Origin of the sequence: Klebsiella sp. 141251 (genome assembly GCF_050600725.1) — a bacterium.
In the GTDB taxonomy this organism is placed as follows: domain Bacteria; phylum Pseudomonadota; class Gammaproteobacteria; order Enterobacterales; family Enterobacteriaceae; genus Klebsiella; species Klebsiella aerogenes.
Genome location: NZ_JAQIRG010000015.1, coordinates 43,506 through 60,687, shown reverse-complemented (window position 1 = coordinate 60,687; position 17,182 = coordinate 43,506). Strand labels below are relative to the sequence as shown.

At 54.0% G+C, this 17,182-nt stretch carries 17 protein-coding genes; 7 read left to right on the top strand and 10 right to left on the bottom strand.

Translation table 11 applies throughout. The annotated features are described in order from the left end of the window. Window positions 1-40: 40 nt before the first annotated feature. Complete coding sequence (gene soxR / locus PGR09_RS23655; protein WP_045396728.1) at window positions 41-499, bottom strand: redox-sensitive transcriptional activator SoxR; 459 nt, start codon at window positions 497-499, stop codon at window positions 41-43. Between the two features lie 84 nt (window positions 500-583). On the opposite strand from soxR, the gene soxS reads away from it, so the two are divergent. Next, complete coding sequence (gene soxS, locus PGR09_RS23650) at window positions 584-913, top strand: superoxide response transcriptional regulator SoxS (protein WP_015368734.1); 330 nt, start codon at window positions 584-586, stop codon at window positions 911-913. Here soxS and PGR09_RS23645 read toward each other — a convergent pair. Beyond that, window positions 898-2,502 carry an EAL domain-containing protein gene (locus tag PGR09_RS23645; protein WP_047045874.1) on the bottom strand — a complete coding sequence of 535 codons (1,605 nt, stop codon included), beginning with the start codon at window positions 2,500-2,502 and terminating at the stop codon, window positions 898-900. The genes soxS and PGR09_RS23645 overlap by 16 nt on opposite strands. Window positions 2,503-3,051: 549 nt before the next feature. On the opposite strand from PGR09_RS23645, the gene PGR09_RS23640 reads away from it, so the two are divergent. Then, window positions 3,052-3,333 carry a YjcB family protein gene (locus tag PGR09_RS23640; RefSeq protein WP_015704055.1) on the top strand — a complete coding sequence of 94 codons (282 nt, stop codon included), beginning with the start codon at window positions 3,052-3,054 and terminating at the stop codon, window positions 3,331-3,333. 64 nt (window positions 3,334-3,397) lie between these two features. Here PGR09_RS23640 and iraM read toward each other — a convergent pair whose 3' ends face one another. Beyond that, window positions 3,398-3,757, bottom strand: coding sequence for an anti-adapter protein IraM (iraM, locus tag PGR09_RS23635; RefSeq protein ID WP_045396734.1), 360 nt, complete (start codon window positions 3,755-3,757; stop codon window positions 3,398-3,400). A 449-nt stretch (window positions 3,758-4,206) separates the two neighbouring features. On the opposite strand from iraM, the gene PGR09_RS23630 reads away from it, so the two are divergent. After that, complete coding sequence (locus PGR09_RS23630) at window positions 4,207-5,787, top strand: transglycosylase SLT domain-containing protein (protein WP_430916559.1); 1,581 nt, start codon at window positions 4,207-4,209, stop codon at window positions 5,785-5,787. Between the two features lie 79 nt (window positions 5,788-5,866). Here PGR09_RS23630 and ssb1 read toward each other — a convergent pair whose 3' ends face one another. Continuing rightward, window positions 5,867-6,391, bottom strand: coding sequence for a single-stranded DNA-binding protein SSB1 (ssb1, locus tag PGR09_RS23625; protein WP_015368746.1), 525 nt, complete (start codon window positions 6,389-6,391; stop codon window positions 5,867-5,869). Window positions 6,392-6,645: 254 nt separating this feature from the next. On the opposite strand from ssb1, the gene uvrA reads away from it, so the two are divergent. The 3 genes from uvrA (at window position 6,646) to PGR09_RS23610 (ending at window position 10,338) form a co-directional block, all read left to right on the top strand. Next, window positions 6,646-9,471: an excinuclease ABC subunit UvrA gene (gene uvrA, locus PGR09_RS23620; RefSeq protein ID WP_045396741.1), complete on the top strand. Its 2,826-nt coding sequence runs from the start codon at window positions 6,646-6,648 to the stop codon at window positions 9,469-9,471. Window positions 9,472-9,613: 142 nt separating this feature from the next. Then, window positions 9,614-10,021 (top strand): hypothetical protein, encoded by a 408-nt coding sequence (locus tag PGR09_RS23615; protein WP_047078468.1) that lies wholly within the window; start codon window positions 9,614-9,616, stop codon window positions 10,019-10,021. After that, window positions 10,021-10,338, top strand: coding sequence for a hypothetical protein (locus tag PGR09_RS23610; protein WP_045396749.1), 318 nt, complete (start codon window positions 10,021-10,023; stop codon window positions 10,336-10,338). The genes PGR09_RS23615 and PGR09_RS23610 overlap by 1 nt, the downstream gene beginning before the upstream one ends. Before the next feature lies 1 nt (window position 10,339). Here PGR09_RS23610 and PGR09_RS23605 read toward each other — a convergent pair whose 3' ends face one another. From PGR09_RS23605 to dnaB, 6 genes are all read right to left on the bottom strand, one after another. After that, window positions 10,340-10,693 carry an MmcQ/YjbR family DNA-binding protein gene (locus tag PGR09_RS23605; RefSeq protein ID WP_020079872.1) on the bottom strand — a complete coding sequence of 118 codons (354 nt, stop codon included), beginning with the start codon at window positions 10,691-10,693 and terminating at the stop codon, window positions 10,340-10,342. Window positions 10,694-10,696: 3 nt separating this feature from the next. Further along, entirely contained in the window at window positions 10,697-11,113 is a 417-nt protein-coding gene (locus PGR09_RS23600; RefSeq protein ID WP_045396752.1) for a secondary thiamine-phosphate synthase enzyme YjbQ, read from the bottom strand. A gap of 141 nt (window positions 11,114-11,254) precedes the next feature. Continuing rightward, window positions 11,255-11,968 (bottom strand): acid phosphatase AphA, encoded by a 714-nt coding sequence (gene aphA / locus PGR09_RS23595; protein WP_047045864.1) that lies wholly within the window; start codon window positions 11,966-11,968, stop codon window positions 11,255-11,257. 248 nt (window positions 11,969-12,216) lie between these two features. Beyond that, on the bottom strand, window positions 12,217-13,410 hold the full coding sequence (tyrB, locus tag PGR09_RS23590) for an aromatic amino acid transaminase (RefSeq protein WP_047050620.1): 1,194 nt from the start codon (window positions 13,408-13,410) through the stop codon (window positions 12,217-12,219). Window positions 13,411-13,594: 184 nt separating this feature from the next. Beyond that, window positions 13,595-14,674, bottom strand: a complete 1,080-nt coding sequence (gene alr / locus PGR09_RS23585) for an alanine racemase (protein WP_047045858.1) — start codon at window positions 14,672-14,674, stop codon at window positions 13,595-13,597. Window positions 14,675-14,705: 31 nt separating this feature from the next. Further along, window positions 14,706-16,121, bottom strand: coding sequence for a replicative DNA helicase (dnaB, locus tag PGR09_RS23580; protein ID WP_015368755.1), 1,416 nt, complete (start codon window positions 16,119-16,121; stop codon window positions 14,706-14,708). Between the two features lie 52 nt (window positions 16,122-16,173). Between dnaB and PGR09_RS23575 the strand changes: the two genes are divergently transcribed. Continuing rightward, the gene (locus tag PGR09_RS23575; protein ID WP_430916558.1) at window positions 16,174-17,157 is read left to right on the top strand and encodes a quinone oxidoreductase; all 984 of its coding nucleotides are present in this window, start codon (window positions 16,174-16,176) and stop codon (window positions 17,155-17,157) included. Window positions 17,158-17,182: the final 25 nt, after the last annotated feature.

The window sequence follows — 17,182 nt, the reverse complement described above, 5'->3', positions numbered from 1 at the left end:
CGCCCTGTTGTGGCGCTTTAGTTTTTTGCAGGTATCACGATTAATCCTCTTCCAGCAGGCGTGCGCCGGTTCCCTCTTCACCCAACTTATCCCCAGGGTTGCGTAATGGACAATCGCGGCGCGATAAACAGCCGCAGCCGATGCAGCCGTCGAGCTGGTCACGTAGCGCGGTCAGAGTATGGATACGCCGGTCCAACTCCTCCCGCCATTGCGACGACAGTTGTTTCCACTCTTTGGCGCTCAGATTATGCCCTTCCGGCAAGACGCCGAATGCCTCGCCGATGGTCGCCAGCGGAATACCAATACGTTGCGCAATCTTGATGATCGCCACTGCTCGCAGCACATCACGGCGATATCGCCGCTGATTGCCCGCGTTGCGCTGGCTGCGGATAAGCCCTTTGCTTTCATAAAAGTGTAGCGCCGAGACGGCGACGCCGGTTCGTTTCGCCACCTCCCCAGGGGAGAGCAGCATTTTGATGCGTGCTGGTTTATTTTCCATAAAGCTCTTTACCTCAAGTTAACTTGAGGAATTATACTCGCCGACAGACAAAACGACGAATCGAGAATTGAGAGAGGCCGCTTTATGTCCCATCAGGATATTATCCAAACGCTTATTGAATGGATTGATGAACATATCGATCAACCACTTAACATTGATGTAGTCGCTAAAAAATCGGGATACTCGAAATGGTATCTGCAGCGAATGTTCCGTACCGTTACCCACCAGACGCTGGGTGATTACATTCGCCAGCGCCGGCTACTGCTCGCCGCTGAAGCGCTGAGAACCACGCAACGTCCTATTTTTGATATTGCGATGGATTTGGGATACGTCTCGCAGCAGACGTTCTCGCGGGTATTCCGCCGGGAGTTCGATCGCACTCCCAGCGATTACCGTCATCAGATTTCCGCCTGACGACCGTCGTGCGGCGTACGCAGTAAGATCGGGGACTTGGCGAGCCACTGCATAAACTCCTGTGGCGGCATAGCCCTGGCAAAATGCCATCCCTGACAAAACTGCACGCCGCGCTTAAGCAACCAATCCACCTGATCCAGCGTTTCTACCCCTTCGGCGATGGTTTTTAAACGCAGGCTACGCGCCATATCGATGATATGCTCGGCAATCAGATGGCTGGTACTGTTGGTGGTCAGCGTATCGATAAAGGATTTATCAATCTTCAGAATATCGACATTGAGCGAATAGAGGTTATGCAGGTTGGAATAACCGGTACCGAAATCATCAATGGCTATTTCGTAGCCCGCTTCGCGGAAGGCCTGAATCACCGGTGTGGTTTTCGGCACATCGATAAATCCTCTTTCGGTGACTTCAATTTTAATTTGCTTCACGCAAACCGCATAGCTGCGGGCCTTCTCAGTGATCTGCGCAATTAATCGCGCGGAGTGGAAGTCCGATGCCGAAAGATTAATCGCGATATAGAGCTGTGGATGTCTGGCCAGATATTCGCCAAGATCGTTGAACAACTCGTCGACCACATAATCCGTCACCTGAGCAATCATGCCTGAGTTTTCCGCCAACGGAATAAACTCCGCCGGGCTCATCACCGGACCATCAAACCCCGGCCAGCGTAACAGCGCCTCGGCGCCGACGCAGCGGTTATTCTTGATGTCGATAATAGGTTGGTAATGCAGGCACAGTTGCCGGTGGCTTAACGCTCGCTGCAGTTTATTGCGCGGTGAATGATACTGCTGACGGCTTCGCGACCAGACCATCAGAATCAAAATGCTGCAAATAATGCCTAACGGCAGGGTCAAGGTAATCTGGTCGTAGAGGCTGGCATAATAGCTGGCGCGCGAGGTGGACATGATGACCGCAATCGGCCGAATCGACGAATGGGCGACGGTATAAACCCGGCCATCCTGATTGAAAAAAGCGTCTTCGTGGCGAATAAGACGATGTAATTCCCTGGCATCAACGTTTTTACTCACGGAGAAAAACATGTTCGTTTTGGTGTCGAAGACGCCGTAAGCTAAATCTTTATCGCTGGAAATAACCGAACTATAAGAGAGAGGGTTAACCACCACGGCATAATGCCCGCGCTGCATATAATTCATATCATAGCCGGGATAAAACGGCGTATCACGATAGTAGTAAATGGAGACGTCGGGCTTTCGAGTATAATTCGCGGCAGCTATTCTCCAGCCCTCTTCGGGATGGACCGCGGTGGAACAGAGGAAAGTGTTACCGCTCGCATAAATCAGGTCATCAACATACAGTAGCCCGCGCACGATATTTAACATGTACTGCTGATGCTGCGGGGAACACATTGCCCCGGTAAAGTGCATGGCTTTTTCGCGCGCCTGCTCGGATTCATGAATGACCATTTCCGTTTTTTGCAGCGCCAGCTGCGAAAACGATTGCAGTCTATCTGAGATTTCTTCCCGGGCTCTGATTTGCGCAAACCACAACGCCAACACCACCGGCAGCACAACCACCAGTATGATGAAGAATATTCTTAACGCCTTATGCGGCGCGTTACGACTCATTTCCGCTTTTTATCCATGCGATACGCCTCAATCACGGTATAAGGACAAAAACCAGGCATTACCGACTGTTATAAAAAACAGCGAATTTCAGCAACGAACACGTTTATGTAAAAACCTCACACCTAATAATGATGAATCATACTTACTTATAGATGGATCGAGAAACATTCTCGTAATAATTAAGACACTAGCCACTTACTAATTCGGTTTCTCCGTACAATTACTCGTAATAAGTAACAAAACCCGTTGAACAATTATCGGCAGTCCAGGCCCAGTCCTTAACGGTGTCGAAAAACAGACACCAGACATGCTGGCGCGCATTCCGCCGCCATTAACCCTATTAATAACGTGGTTTAAAATGTCAAAAAAGGTCATTTTTTGTCTGGCGAATAAATCAGCAAATGTGATATAGTTCACACAAGTTGATGAAACAAAATCGTCGTTTCATCACTCCCTGAAGTGCCCGCCGATAGCCAGAGCGTCTCATTATTGATAATCGCGCCAGGTTGTCTAAGGCTCCCGACTTTCTTTGAGAGATAGGATAAGTTAATGGCTTCCATTACTACCAGTGTCGTACTTTTGCGCTGGCCCCTGGTGAGCGCGGTATTGATGTTCCTGGCCAGTTCGCTGAATATTCAATTACGTAAAAGCGACTATGCCGGCTTAGCGATTATTTGTAGCTGCCTGGGCCTGGCTGCCGCCTGTTGGTTTGCTACCGGCTTGTTAGGAATCACCATGGTGGATGTTGCTAAAATCTGGGGCAACATTAAAGATGTCATGGTTGAAGTCATGAGCCAGACGCCGCCAGAATGGCCAATGATGATGACCTGATAAAAAAGCTTCCTGCGGGAAGCTTTTTTATTTTCAGCAACAGCGATGCTCTTCCCGGCCCCTGCTAATATTGTTCGCATAACATCGGTCGTAGACGCTCGTTTGGGCAGCGCTTAACCGCACAATACGATTGATAAAGACAAGATTCCTGCTCCGCGACCTCGAAATTGTACGGGCAGGTTGGCCGCTCTCTTAAGGTTTCCCACTGTTTATCGTCGTAACGCGTGATGTTATAAATTTTTAATGAATGATATCGATCATTAATTAAAACTTTAGATGAATAAAGTTTCATGGTTTCGCCGGGAATTAATAAAAGCTCAGCCTCATACCAGATAATAAACTTGAGAAACCGCAGCCCAGATATTGACGAAAAGGCAACGCCAGTATGCGGGCAGATAAGGGTGTTAAGAATCGTCCATTTCATCTTCCATCCTTGTAAGTAAAATCTGAGAGAGAATTTAGTGATAGCACTCCAGGCCGTTATCTGCAAGGCAGGTTATTAATAGTGTGATATAGACCAACCCTGACACACATCGGCCATACCACTCTTGAAGTAAGCTAATCCGGGCATTCTACGAATTATGTATTAATACTAAAAAAACATAACCATGCAAAGGTTATAAATAACCTTACAATATATTTTAAATAGCAGACAAAAATATCATTTTGATATTCACCTGGATGGGATAAGCAATTAGCGATCGCAAAGCGAAAATATTCTATGGTAGGAGAAGCATCTCTTTCTTTTGTATTCTCGCAATCAGGACAATACCACCTACGTCGCGCTGAACCCGGGAGAGGTAAGTAGAAAAAGGCACAGGGGCGCGTTTGCATTGACTAAAATATAACCATCTCCCTGCAGAGTGCCGCATCATGAACATCTTCGGTTTTCAACGTCACCTGGCGATGGTTTCCGGCTGCCTTCTGGCCATCATGTTTGCCTTCTCCGCTTCAGCGGCTTCGACGGATAAATCGCCGCCGGCCCAAAAGGACAAAGCGGAGCTGGCCATCAATATGGATCACATCATGCAGCCGCAAAAAGGCGATCTTCCCGATATGATCAACCGGCGGGCGATCCGGGTATTAACGACCTACAGCAAGACCTTCTTTTTTATCGATAAGGGTACCCAGCGCGGCGCCACCCACGATCTTTTCATCGCTTTAGAAAAAGATCTCAATAGCAGACTGGCAAAAGAGAAGAAGCTGAAGCAGAAACACCTCAAAATGCGGATCGTTTTCATCCCGGTGACGCGGGATAACCTGTTCAAGGCGTTGAATGAAGGTAAGGGGGATATCGCCGCCGCCAATCTCACCATCACTTCATCGCGTCAGGAGCAGGTCGCCTTTACCACCCCGCTCTATAGCGATGTCAAAGAGCTATTAGTTTCTGGGCCATCATCGCCCAACGTGAAAAGCCTGGAGCAGCTTTCCGGTAAAACCGTGTTTGTTCGACGCTCCTCCAGCTATTACGAAAGTTTGCAGGCGCTTAACGCCCGCTTTGCCAAAGCGTCGCTGCCGCCGGTCATTCTGCAGGAGGCGCCGGAGGCGCTCGAAGATGAGGATCTTCTCGAAATGCTTAATGCCGGCCTGATTCCTCTGATCGTGGTGGATCGCCATAAAGCGATTTTCTGGAAACAGGTGTTTCCCAAAATTCAGGTGCATGAAGACATTGTGTTACGAGATGGCGGTAGCATCGCCTGGGCGGTCCGCAAAGATAACCCACAGCTTCTCGCGGTGCTGAATACCTTCGTGAAGAATAATCGTCAAGGCAGCACCCTGGGAAACACGATTCTGCTGCGCTACCTGAAAAGCGCGACCTACGTTAAAAATGCCGCAGCCAACAGAGAACGAGCTAAATTTTTGCAGATGGTCGACATCTTTAGAAAATATGGCGAACGCTATGATGTCGACTGGCTGCTGATGGCAGCCCAGGGATATCAGGAGTCGCGGCTCAATCAATCGGTACGTAGCCACGTCGGCGCAATCGGCGTAATGCAGGTCATGCCCGCCACCGGCAAGGAGCTGAAAGTTGGCGATATTAAGAAAATCGATCCCAACATTCATGCCGGCGTGAAGTATATGCGCTGGATGATTGATCATTACTATGGCGATCAGCCCATGACGCCGCTGAATAAAGCGCTATTTTCGTTCGCGTCCTACAATGCGGGCCCGGCGCGCATCGCGCGTCTACGTACGGAAACCCAAAAACGCGGTTTTGATCCGAACATCTGGTTTGGCAACGTTGAGAATCTCGCCGCGGAAAAAATCGGCGCTGAGACGGTAACCTACGTCAGCAATATCTATAAATACTATATTGCCTATCGGCTGATAATGGATGATATCGCCCGTAAACAAAAAGCGACTGCCGCGCCGCTACCCGAGCCAGGAACGGGCAAGCCGCAGCCCGACGCGGCTACGCCCACAGCGCCTCAAATTCCGACGCCGGCGGCCTGAGAACCTGAAATGAAAAAGCCCCGAACAATCGGGGCTTTTTGTTGGCTTACCGCACAGGCAGCACGTAATAAGGAAAACCTTAGAACGGGATATCGTCGTCGAAGTCCATCGGCGGTTCGTTAGATGGCGCTGCCGGAGCCTGCTGCTGCGGACGAGACTGCGCGCCGCCGCTGAACTGGTTGCCGCCCTGCGGCTGCTGAGGCTGACCCCAACCGCCCTGCTGCTGGCCGCCGCCTGCCGGTGCGCCGCCGCCCTGACGGCCGCCCAGCATCTGCATGGTGCCGCCGACGTTTACCACGATTTCAGTGGTGTACTTGTCCTGACCGGACTGATCGGTCCATTTGCGGGTACGCAGCTGACCTTCGATATAAACCTGAGAACCTTTACGCAGGTATTCGCCAGCGACTTCCGCCAGTTTGCCGAACAGCACAACGCGGTGCCATTCAGTCTGCTCTTTCATTTCGCCGGTTTGCTTATCGCGCCAGGATTCGGAAGTTGCCAGCGTGAAGTTGGCGACAGCGCCGCCACTTGGCATGTAGCGTACTTCCGGGTCCTGCCCCAGATTACCGACGAGAATCACCTTGTTTACGCCTCTGCTGGCCATGATCGAATCTCCTGAATAATACGTTTTGTATAAGTGTAAACCGGGAATTCTAACATCACAAAGGGGCAATTTGATAGCTGCGAAGCCAATTCCAGAAAACATCCCGCCGCTATGCAATTTTTCACTCTCTTACTGCAGCGCCATTCCAATACTGTATATCCAGACAGGTCAAGTTGTGTCATAATTAGCCGTTTCTGCCGTTTGTCCTTCAAACAAACCAGGCAATCCGTGTATCTACCTACCGGGAAAGGTGAATGGATAAGATCGAAGTTCGGGGCGCCCGCACCCATAATCTCAAAAACATCAACCTCGTCATCCCGCGCGACAAACTCATTGTCGTCACCGGGCTTTCTGGGTCTGGCAAATCCTCACTCGCTTTCGACACCCTGTACGCCGAAGGCCAGCGTCGCTACGTCGAATCGCTCTCCGCCTATGCGCGACAGTTCCTGTCGCTGATGGAGAAACCAGACGTCGATCATATCGAAGGGCTGTCGCCGGCGATTTCTATCGAGCAGAAATCGACCTCCCACAACCCGCGTTCGACGGTAGGTACGATTACTGAAATCCACGACTATCTGCGCCTACTGTACGCCCGCGTCGGCGAACCGCGCTGTCCGGATCACGACGTGCCGCTGGCCGCACAGACCGTCAGCCAGATGGTCGATAACGTGCTCTCTCAGCCGGAAGGTCAGCGCCTGATGCTGCTGGCGCCCATCATTAAAGAGCGTAAGGGCGAGCACACCAAAACGCTGGAGAACCTTGCCAGTCAGGGCTATATCCGCGCGCGGATCGATGGCGAAGTCTGCGATCTTTCGGATCCGCCGAAATTAGAGCTGCAAAAGAAACACACGATCGAAGTGGTTATCGACCGCTTTAAAGTACGCGACGATCTGGCGCAGCGTCTGGCGGAGTCTTTCGAAACCGCGCTGGAGCTCTCAGGCGGCACCGCCATTGTTTCCAATATGGATGACAGTAAGGCGGAAGAACTGCTGTTCTCGGCAAACTTCGCCTGCCCGATTTGCGGCTATAGCATGCGCGAGCTGGAGCCGCGCCTGTTCTCCTTTAACAACCCGGCAGGCGCTTGCCCAACCTGCGACGGCCTTGGCGTTCAACAGTATTTCGATCCCGATCGGGTAATTCAGAATCCGGAGCTATCGCTGGCTGGCGGCGCCATCCGCGGCTGGGATCGCCGCAACTTCTACTACTTCCAGATGCTCAAGTCGCTGGCGGATCACTATAAGTTTGATGTCGAAGCGCCATGGGGCACCCTCAGCGCTAATGTGCATAAAGTCGTGCTGTACGGTTCAGGTAAAGAGAATATTGAATTCAAATATATGAACGACCGCGGCGACACGTCAGTACGCCGCCATCCGTTCGAAGGCGTGCTGCACAACATGGAGCGCCGTTACAAAGAGACGGAATCCAGCGCGGTGCGCGAAGAGCTGGCGAAATTCATCAGCAACCGTCCGTGCGCCAGCTGTGAAGGCACGCGTCTGCGTCGCGAAGCGCGCCACGTGTTTGTGGAAAACACGCCGCTACCGACCATTTCCGACATGAGCATCGGTCATGCGATGGACTTCTTCAACAACCTGAAGCTGTCCGGACAGCGGGCGCAAATCGCCGAGAAAGTGCTGAAAGAGATTGGCGATCGTCTGAAGTTCCTCGTCAACGTCGGCCTGAACTATCTAACGCTCTCTCGTTCGGCGGAGACCCTCTCCGGCGGTGAAGCGCAGCGTATTCGTCTGGCGAGCCAGATTGGCGCGGGGCTGGTTGGCGTGATGTACGTGCTGGATGAGCCCTCTATCGGCCTGCACCAGCGTGATAACGAACGCCTGCTCGGTACGCTCATCCACCTGCGTAACCTGGGTAACACGGTCATTGTCGTTGAACATGACGAAGACGCCATTCGCGCCGCCGACCACGTGATCGACATCGGCCCCGGCGCTGGCGTTCACGGCGGCCAGGTGGTGGCCGAAGGGCCGCTGGACGCCATTATGGCGGTACCAGAATCCCTGACCGGGCAGTACATGAGCGGCAAACGCAAAATCGAAGTGCCGAAACAGCGTGTCGCCGCCGATCCGGAAAAAGTGCTGAAACTGACCGGCGCGCGCGGCAACAACCTCAAGGATGTGACGCTGACGCTGCCCGTCGGCCTGTTTACCTGCATTACCGGCGTTTCCGGTTCCGGCAAATCAACGCTGATTAACGATACCCTGTTTCCCATCGCCCAGCGTCAGTTGAACGGCGCGACGATTGCCGAACCGGCGCCGTACCGCGATGTCCAGGGGCTGGAACACTTCGATAAAGTCATTGATATCGACCAGAGCCCGATTGGCCGCACGCCGCGCTCAAACCCGGCAACCTACACCGGCGTGTTCACGCCGGTACGCGAACTGTTCGCCGGGGTACCGGAATCACGCTCACGCGGCTATACGCCGGGCCGCTTCAGCTTTAACGTGCGCGGCGGCCGCTGCGAAGCCTGTCAGGGCGACGGGGTGATCAAGGTTGAGATGCACTTCCTGCCGGACATCTACGTACCGTGCGACCAGTGCAAAGGCAAACGCTATAACCGCGAAACGCTGGAGATTAAGTACAAGGGCAAAACCATCCACGAAGTGCTGGATATGACCATCGAAGAAGCGCGTGAGTTCTTTGATGCCGTTCCGGCGCTGGCGCGTAAGCTGCAAACCCTGATGGATGTCGGCCTGACCTATATTCGTCTCGGCCAGTCGGCAACCACGCTCTCCGGCGGTGAAGCCCAGCGCGTGAAGCTGGCGCGCGAACTTTCCAAGCGCGGTACCGGCCAGACGCTGTATATCCTTGATGAACCGACCACCGGTCTGCATTTCGCCGATATTCAGCAGCTGCTGGACGTGCTGCATCAGCTACGCGATCAGGGTAATACCATCGTGGTCATTGAGCACAACCTCGACGTGATTAAAACCGCTGACTGGATTGTCGACCTCGGCCCGGAAGGCGGTAGCGGCGGCGGGGAGATTCTCGTTTCCGGCACGCCGGAAACCGTTGCCGAATGTGAAGCCTCACACACGGCGCGCTTCCTGAAGCCCCTGCTGAAGTAACCTCTCAGGCCTCTTCCTTCGCGGAAGAGGCCTCATTTCATCTCATTTCATCTCATTTTTTTACGCTGATACTTCGTGATTTGCCCGGTGCGCACACTCTGGCGTCTGATAGTCGCTATCGCCAACCGATGTCGGGAAAACTATGCGAGTACCACGCCTCATTCCGTTATTTGTTATCGCCGCCGCGCTATGTGCGGTAAGCGCCTGCTCATGGGTTGGCCGCTACAGCGATACGGCCTATCAGCAATTGCTCACACTCAAGCAATTGCATTTGCAGTTCATCGCCACCGCAGCGACGGAGGACGATCAACAACTGAACGCAGAAGATGAACAGATTCGTCAGCAGTTCGCGCAGGCGATGGATCACAGCGATGCGTTGCGCCAGGAAAATTTCAGGATACTTGAAGGTAACTATCTGCGCGTTTACGCCCATCGCCAGATGCTGGGCGCGCCCTTTACTCCTGCCGAAGCGCAATATTTATCGCGGCAGACCCTTTATCTTTATCAACAGGCTATCGCTGGCGAATGTCAGCGAACAGGGAGGGAATAATGCCGACAACCATGGAGATTCGCGCGCTGTTGTCCGCTTGCGCGATTGATAGCGCCGAATGGATGCCATTACTGAATAAAGTACTTGGCGATGAGTACCGTGAAGTACGCGATAGCGGACTCTTTTTACTGCAGGCATTGCAGCAAAAAGCCCAGGGCTGGCTGACCGAAGACGATCTACGGCTACTGCTGGAAGGTCAGCGCGATATTGCCCGCATTCGCGCTAACAACCAGAGTATCGCACGCCAGGCGCAGCTGCAGTCGACATTATTACGTCTGTTCGATATCACGTTGCTGGCGCTGGCAGGGGGGTTATAAGCTAGGCTAACTGCCGCCGCTTATCCTCCGACAGCAGGTCGACCGCCTGCTGGTAGGAGGCATCCACCAGGTAGTAAATCTGCGAGTCTGGCAAGGAGCCATCAAGGAAGACCGTGCTCCAGTGAGCTTTATTCAGGTGCCTGCTGGGGCGTACATCGCGATGTTGTTCCCGCAGCAGCTCGGCAAGCTCCGGGCTGGTCTTTAACGCAACGGCCGGCCGCTTATCCTCCACTTCTTTTACCATGGCGAATAGCACGTCCGCGACCTTGATTTGCGTTGCTTTCCAGTCGCTATGAACGCTTTGTTCCGCGCCCGGCTTCGCCATGCAGTACTGCAGTAGATCCGATATAGTCATTTTTTATTCTCCCGTGAGCGTGGCGACGATATGCCGCGAGCCGCCGTGAATGCGATGCTCCCCCAGCCAGATCCCCTGCCAGGTCCCCAACATGACGTTGCCGTTCTGCACCGGCAGCATCAGTGAAACGCCCAGCAGCGAGGATTTAATGTGCGAGGGCATATCATCAGGACCTTCATAATCGTGTTCATACGGCGCGTTGTCTGGTACGGCGTTGAGAAAATGCTGTTCCATATCAAAACGAACCGTGGGATCGCAGTTCTCATTTAACGTCAGGGAAGCGGAAGTATGCTGGAGTAACAGATGCAGCAGGCCAACCTTGATATGCGAGAGCTCGCGGATTTGGCCAATAATTTCGTTAGTCACCAGATGGAAACCACGAGATTTCGGCCCTAATGTCAGGGTTTGCTGATGCCACATAAACGACTCCTGTAATGTGTGAATCCTTCTAAGTTTGCAGCAAGAAGCGAAAAGGTAAAACCTCAAACGCTGAAATTCGTATAAAAAAAAGACAGCCTACGGCTGCCTTCTCATGTTCAGATGCGTCGAGTTTCGCGCGCCTTAATATTCTGAATTCACAATCACCTCTTCCCCTTGCGATCCGGCCATCGGCAGCGGTTTGTAGGAGGAGTTTGCCGCGCGCAGCACGCGAATTCCGCGCGCATCGGCATCGCGAGCCGCCGAGATGTCGTTGTCCGAGTCACCGTAGAAGACTTTGATATTCTTCTCCCGTAACCACTGAGTTTTCGTGTTCTGGCCTGGCTTATCGCCGGCAAAAATCACCGGGTTCATATTAGCGCCGGGGATCAGAAAATCATCCTGCAGGGTTTTGGAGACGGTCTCAGTTTTGGTCTGGCTGCGGCCGGTCACGAAGTAGATGCTGTCGCCGCGCTTTATATGCATCGCAATCAGCTGGCGGCCCACTTCTTTCGGCATGCTGAACTCGTCCCAGCCGTTATTCATCTTTTCCCAAAACTCCGGGTTCTTTAGATAGGCTTCGCTGCCGGGAGAATAGGTTTTTTGCCCGCGCCAGAAACCGGGGCTGGAAAACAACACGGTGTCATCGATATCGAAACCCACCGCCATCGGCGCGCGGCCCAGCAGGCTATTTTCGATTTGCGCTACCGATACCCAATGGATCGGCGCCTGTTCGGCAAGTATCGCAACATTCGTCCCCTCCCAAATGGGCTGCGGAGTAGAAGCGCGAGCGACAACGGAGCTATTCAGAGCGAACAACAGACAGGTGGCGCTAATGGCCAAAGTTAACTTACGCATATTTATCCCTATGCCCCTCATGCGCCAGGCCGCTTAGCGGCAACCTGAGTTATTTTGGGTCTAAATAATCGATTCGTTATTATTTTTAATAATGAGTGAGCTCATTAATGTAGCAAGACCTTAACGCCTGACCATACAGATAGAAAGGATTTTCTGCTCAGATATCATATAAAAAGAGCATGATCACACTTCGGGGGTAATATTACCCTCGCCTTAACGCTGACGAGGGTAAATTAGTAAGTAAGCACCTACATTACAGCGGCAAACGCCTGAGCGACGCGCTGGACGTTACGCGAGTTAAGTCCTGCTACGCACATCCGGCCGCTGGCAATCAGGTAAACGCCAAACTCTTCGCGTAGACGATCCACCTGTGCCGCGCTCAATCCGGTGTAGCTAAACATGCCGCGCTGCTTCAGCAGGTAGTCAAAGTTCTTGCCGGGAACGGCCTCTTTCAGCGCATCAACCAGCGTCTGACGCATCGCCAGAATGCGGGTACGCATCGCTTCCACTTCCGCCAGCCATGAGGCTTTCAGCGCCGCGTCGTTCAGCACCGCCGCGACCACCTGCGCGCCAAAATTCGGCGGGCTTGAGTAGTTGCGGCGCACCGTCGCTTTCAACTGACCCAGCACGCGGCCTGCGGTTTCCGCGTCATCGCAGACAATCGACAACCCACCGACGCGTTCGCCGTACAGTGAGAAGATTTTGGAAAATGAGTTGCTGACCAGCATCGGCAGGCCGGCGCTGGCAATCGCACGAATAGCGTAGGCATCGTCTTCCATACCGGCGCCAAAGCCCTGATAGGCGATATCGAGGAAAGGAATTAAATTACGTGCTTTCAACACCTTAACGACTTCATCCCACTGCGCGTTGCTCAGGTCGGCGCCCGTCGGGTTGTGGCAACACGGATGCAGCAGCACGATATCGCGCTCAGGGAGCGTCTGTAGTTTGGCGAGGAAGGCTTCAAAACGTACGCCGTTGGTCTCATCATCGAACCAGGGGTAAGTACTTACTTCGAATCCAGCCCCTTCAAATATGGCGATGTGGTTTTCCCAGGTCGGGTCGCTAACCCATACGCGTGACTGCGGGAAGTAGCGCTTGAGGAAATCGGCGCCAACCTTCAGCGCGCCGGAGCCACCCAGGGTTTGAATTGACGCTACGCGGTTTTGTTTCAGCACCGGATGGTCAGCGCCAAATAACAGCGGCGCAATGGCGTGGCGGTAGCTATTGAGCCCTTCCATCGGTAAATACAGCGAAGCGCCATGCGGCTGGGCATTGAGGCGCGCTTCGGCTTCCGCCACCGCCTGTAGTTGCGGAATAATGCCGTCTTCGTTGTAGTAAAGACCAATGCTGAGGTTCACTTTGTCACTACGCGGATCGTCTTTGAAACGCTCCATCAAGGAAAGAATGGGGTCGCCGGCGTAGGCGTCAACTTTTTGAAACACGAGATGTATCTCCAGGTTTACGAAAGCAGGTATTTACACAATAAACCGGAAGTTGGGGAAGGTCGAGGGGATGTTGGTAAGTTATCGACAAAGATCGCTGCAAACCTGGGCGACGCCGCGCGCCGCCCCTGCTCATTACCCCGATAAGCGTAGCGTAATCGGGGAAATATGCCACTGACAGTCGTTAGTCGAGGTAGCGGATAGCCAGCCTGGAAGTCAGTCGGGTAATAAGTTCGTAAGCACTCACTTTCGTTATTTCCGCGATGCGCTCAACGGGGAGCCCTTCTCCCCATAACACAACCGGATCGCCGGCTTTATCCTGCGCTTCAGGACCGAGGTCGACGCAAATCATATCCATCGCCACGCGACCGACAATCGGCGCTTCGCGGCCGTTGACCAGCACCGGCGTGCCGGAGGGCGCGGCGCGCGGATAACCGTCGCCGTAGCCCATCGCCACTACGCCGAGGCGAGTATCGCGCTCACTAATCCAGGTGCCGCCATAGCCCACCGGCTCCCCGGCTTTATGTTCGCGCACCGCAATCAGGCTGGAGGTCAGCGACATCACCGGCAGGCAACCAAAATCCTCTCCGATAGAGTGATTTTCCAGCGGCGAAACGCCGTAGAGAATGATGCCCGGCCGCGCCCAGTCGAAATGCGACTGCGGCCACAGCAGGATCCCGCCAGAGGCGGCAATAGAACGCAGCCCCGGTTTCCCTTCGGTAAAGGTGGTGAAAATATCCAGCTGACGCTCGGTCGCGCCGCATTCCGGCTCATCGGCACGGGCGAAATGGCTGACGATATTCACCGGCTGGCGAACATTTTTGCACCGGCTTAGCCGCTGATAAAACGCTTCTGCCTGTTCCGGCAGTACACCAAGGCGATGCATACCGGTATCCAGCTTCATCCAGACGGTAACCGGTTCGGTCAGTTCCGCTTGTTCGAGCGCCGCCAGCTGTTCCGGGCTATGTACCACGGTATGCAGTTGCTGCGCGGAAATCAGCGCCAGATCCGCCGCTTCAAAGAAGCCTTCCAGCAGCAATATCGGTTGGGTAATGCCCCCTTCACGCAGGCGCAGCGCCTCTTCCAGGCGGGCGACGCCGAAGGCATCGGCGTCGGTCAGCGTTCGCGCGGTCTCAAGGAGGCCGTGTCCGTAGGCGTTCGCTTTCACCACCGCAACCAGTTTGCTGGCAGGAGCCAGTTCACGCAGGCGTTGCAGGTTGTGTCGCAGAGCGCGGCGGTTAATAACTACAGTTGCCGCTTGCATTTGAATTCCTTAAAAAAAGACAGACGGAGGTTTACTCATCGTCATACTGAGGACCGGCATAATTATCGAAACGCGACCACTGGCCGTTAAAGGTCAGTCGTACCGTACCGATCGGGCCGTTACGTTGTTTACCAATGATAATTTCAGCAATACCTTTTAAATCACTGTTCTCGTGATAAACCTCATCACGGTAGATGAACATGATTAAGTCGGCATCCTGTTCAATAGAGCCGGATTCACGCAGGTCGGAGTTGACTGGACGTTTATCGGCGCGCTGTTCCAGAGAGCGGTTCAACTGCGACAGCGCCACCACCGGCACCTGCAACTCTTTTGCCAGCGCCTTCAGCGAGCGGGAGATTTCGGCGATCTCCAGAGTACGGTTGTCGGAGAGCGACGGTACGCGCATCAGCTGCAGGTAGTCGATCATGATAAGGCCGATACCGCCGTGCTCGCGGGCGATACGCCGGGCGCGCGAACGCACTTCCGTCGGCGTCAGGCCGGAGGAGTCATCAATATAGATGTTACGTTTTTCCAGCAAAATACCCATCGTGCCGGAGATCCGCGCCCAGTCTTCATCATCCAGTTGGCCGGTACGGATACGGGTCTGATCGACGCGCGATAGCGAGGCCAGAGAACGCATCATGATCTGCTCGGATGGCATCTCCAGACTGAAGATCAATACCGGCTTATCCTGCAGCATCGCCGCATTTTCCACGAGGTTCATCGCAAATGTCGTCTTACCCATCGATGGACGCGCGGCGACGATAATCAGATCCGAAGGCTGTAGCCCGGCGGTCTTTTTGTTGAGGTCGTCATAGCCGGTATTCACCCCAGTGACGCCATCATGCGGCTGTTGGAACAGCTGTTCAATACGGGCGACGGTGGCATCGAGCACATCGGCGATGTTCTTCGGCCCTTCGTCTTTATTGGCCCGGCTTTCGGCAATTTTAAATACCCGGGATTCCGCCAGATCCAGCAGGTCCTCGCTGGTGCGCCCCTGGGGGTCGAAACCGGCTTCGGCGATCTCGTTGGCCACCGAAATCATTTCACGCACTACCGCGCGTTCGCGCACGATGTCGGCATACGCGCTGATGTTCGCCGCGCTTGGCGTATTTTTGGAGAGTTCGGCCAGGTAGGCGAAGCCGCCGACGCTATCCAGTTGCCCCTGACGCTCCAGCGATTCGGCGAGGGTGATCAGATCAATCGGGCTGCCTGACTCTTGCAGGCGCGCCATCTCGGTAAAGATATGACGATGCGGACGGGTATAGAAATCTTCCGACACCACCCTTTCGGCGACGTCGTCCCAGCGCTCGTTATCCAGCATTAAACCGCCCAACACCGACTGTTCCGCTTCAATCGAGTGCGGCGGGACTTTCAACCCGGCGAGCTGCGGATCGCGTTCGCGAGGTTCTGTCTGTGGTTTGTTGAAGGGTTTATTTCCTGCCATAGTGAATGGAGTTACCTGTAAATGAGAGACACAAAATTATAAAGGAGTTCACATGGCAACACGAATTGAATTTCCCGCGCATGGAGGCCCCGAGGTTCTGCATGCGGTTGAGTTTACCCCCAACGATCCTGCCGAACACGAAATCCAGGTAGAAAACAAAGCTATCGGTATCAACTATATCGACACCTACATCCGCAGCGGCCTGTATCCACCGCCCTCGCTGCCGAGCGGTTTGGGCACTGAAGCCGCCGGTATCGTGAGTAAAATCGGCAGCGGCGTTAAACATATCAACGTTGGCGACCGCGTGGTGTACGCCCAGTCCGCGCTTGGCGCTTATAGTTCGGTGCATAACGTGCTTGCTGACAAAGCGGCAATTTTGCCGGATGCGATTTCCTTTGAGCAGGCCGCCGCCTCGTTTCTTAAGGGGCTGACCGTCTGGTATCTGCTGCGCAAAACCTATGAAATACAAGCCAATGAAACCTTCTTGTTCCACGCGGCGGCGGGCGGCGTGGGGCTGATTGCCTGCCAGTGGGCGAAAGCGCTGGGGGCGAAACTTATCGGTACCGTCGGCAGCGAGCAAAAAGCGCAGCGCGCCCGGCAGGCCGGCGCCTGGGAAACCATTAACTATCGCGAAGAGAATATTGCCGAGCGCGTCAAGGCGCTAACCGGCGGCAAAAAAGTCGCCGTGGTTTACGATTCCGTGGGTAAAGATACCTGGGAGGCCTCGCTCGATTGTCTTCAGCGGCGTGGGCTGATGGTCAGCTTCGGCAATTCATCTGGCCCGGTAACCGGCGTGAATTTGGTTATCCTCAATCAGAAAGGATCGCTGTATGTGACCCGCCCTTCTCTGCAAGGCTACATCACCAACCGGGAAGAGCTGACGGAAGCCAGCAACGAGCTATTTTCGCTGATCGCCAGCGGCGTGATCAAAGTCGATGTGGCGGATAATCAGAAATACGCCCTGCGTGACGCCAGACGCGCGCATGAGATCCTGGAAAGCCGGGTGACCGAAGGCTCGAGCCTGCTGTTACCGTAACCGGATGAGATCGCCAGAAAAGTTT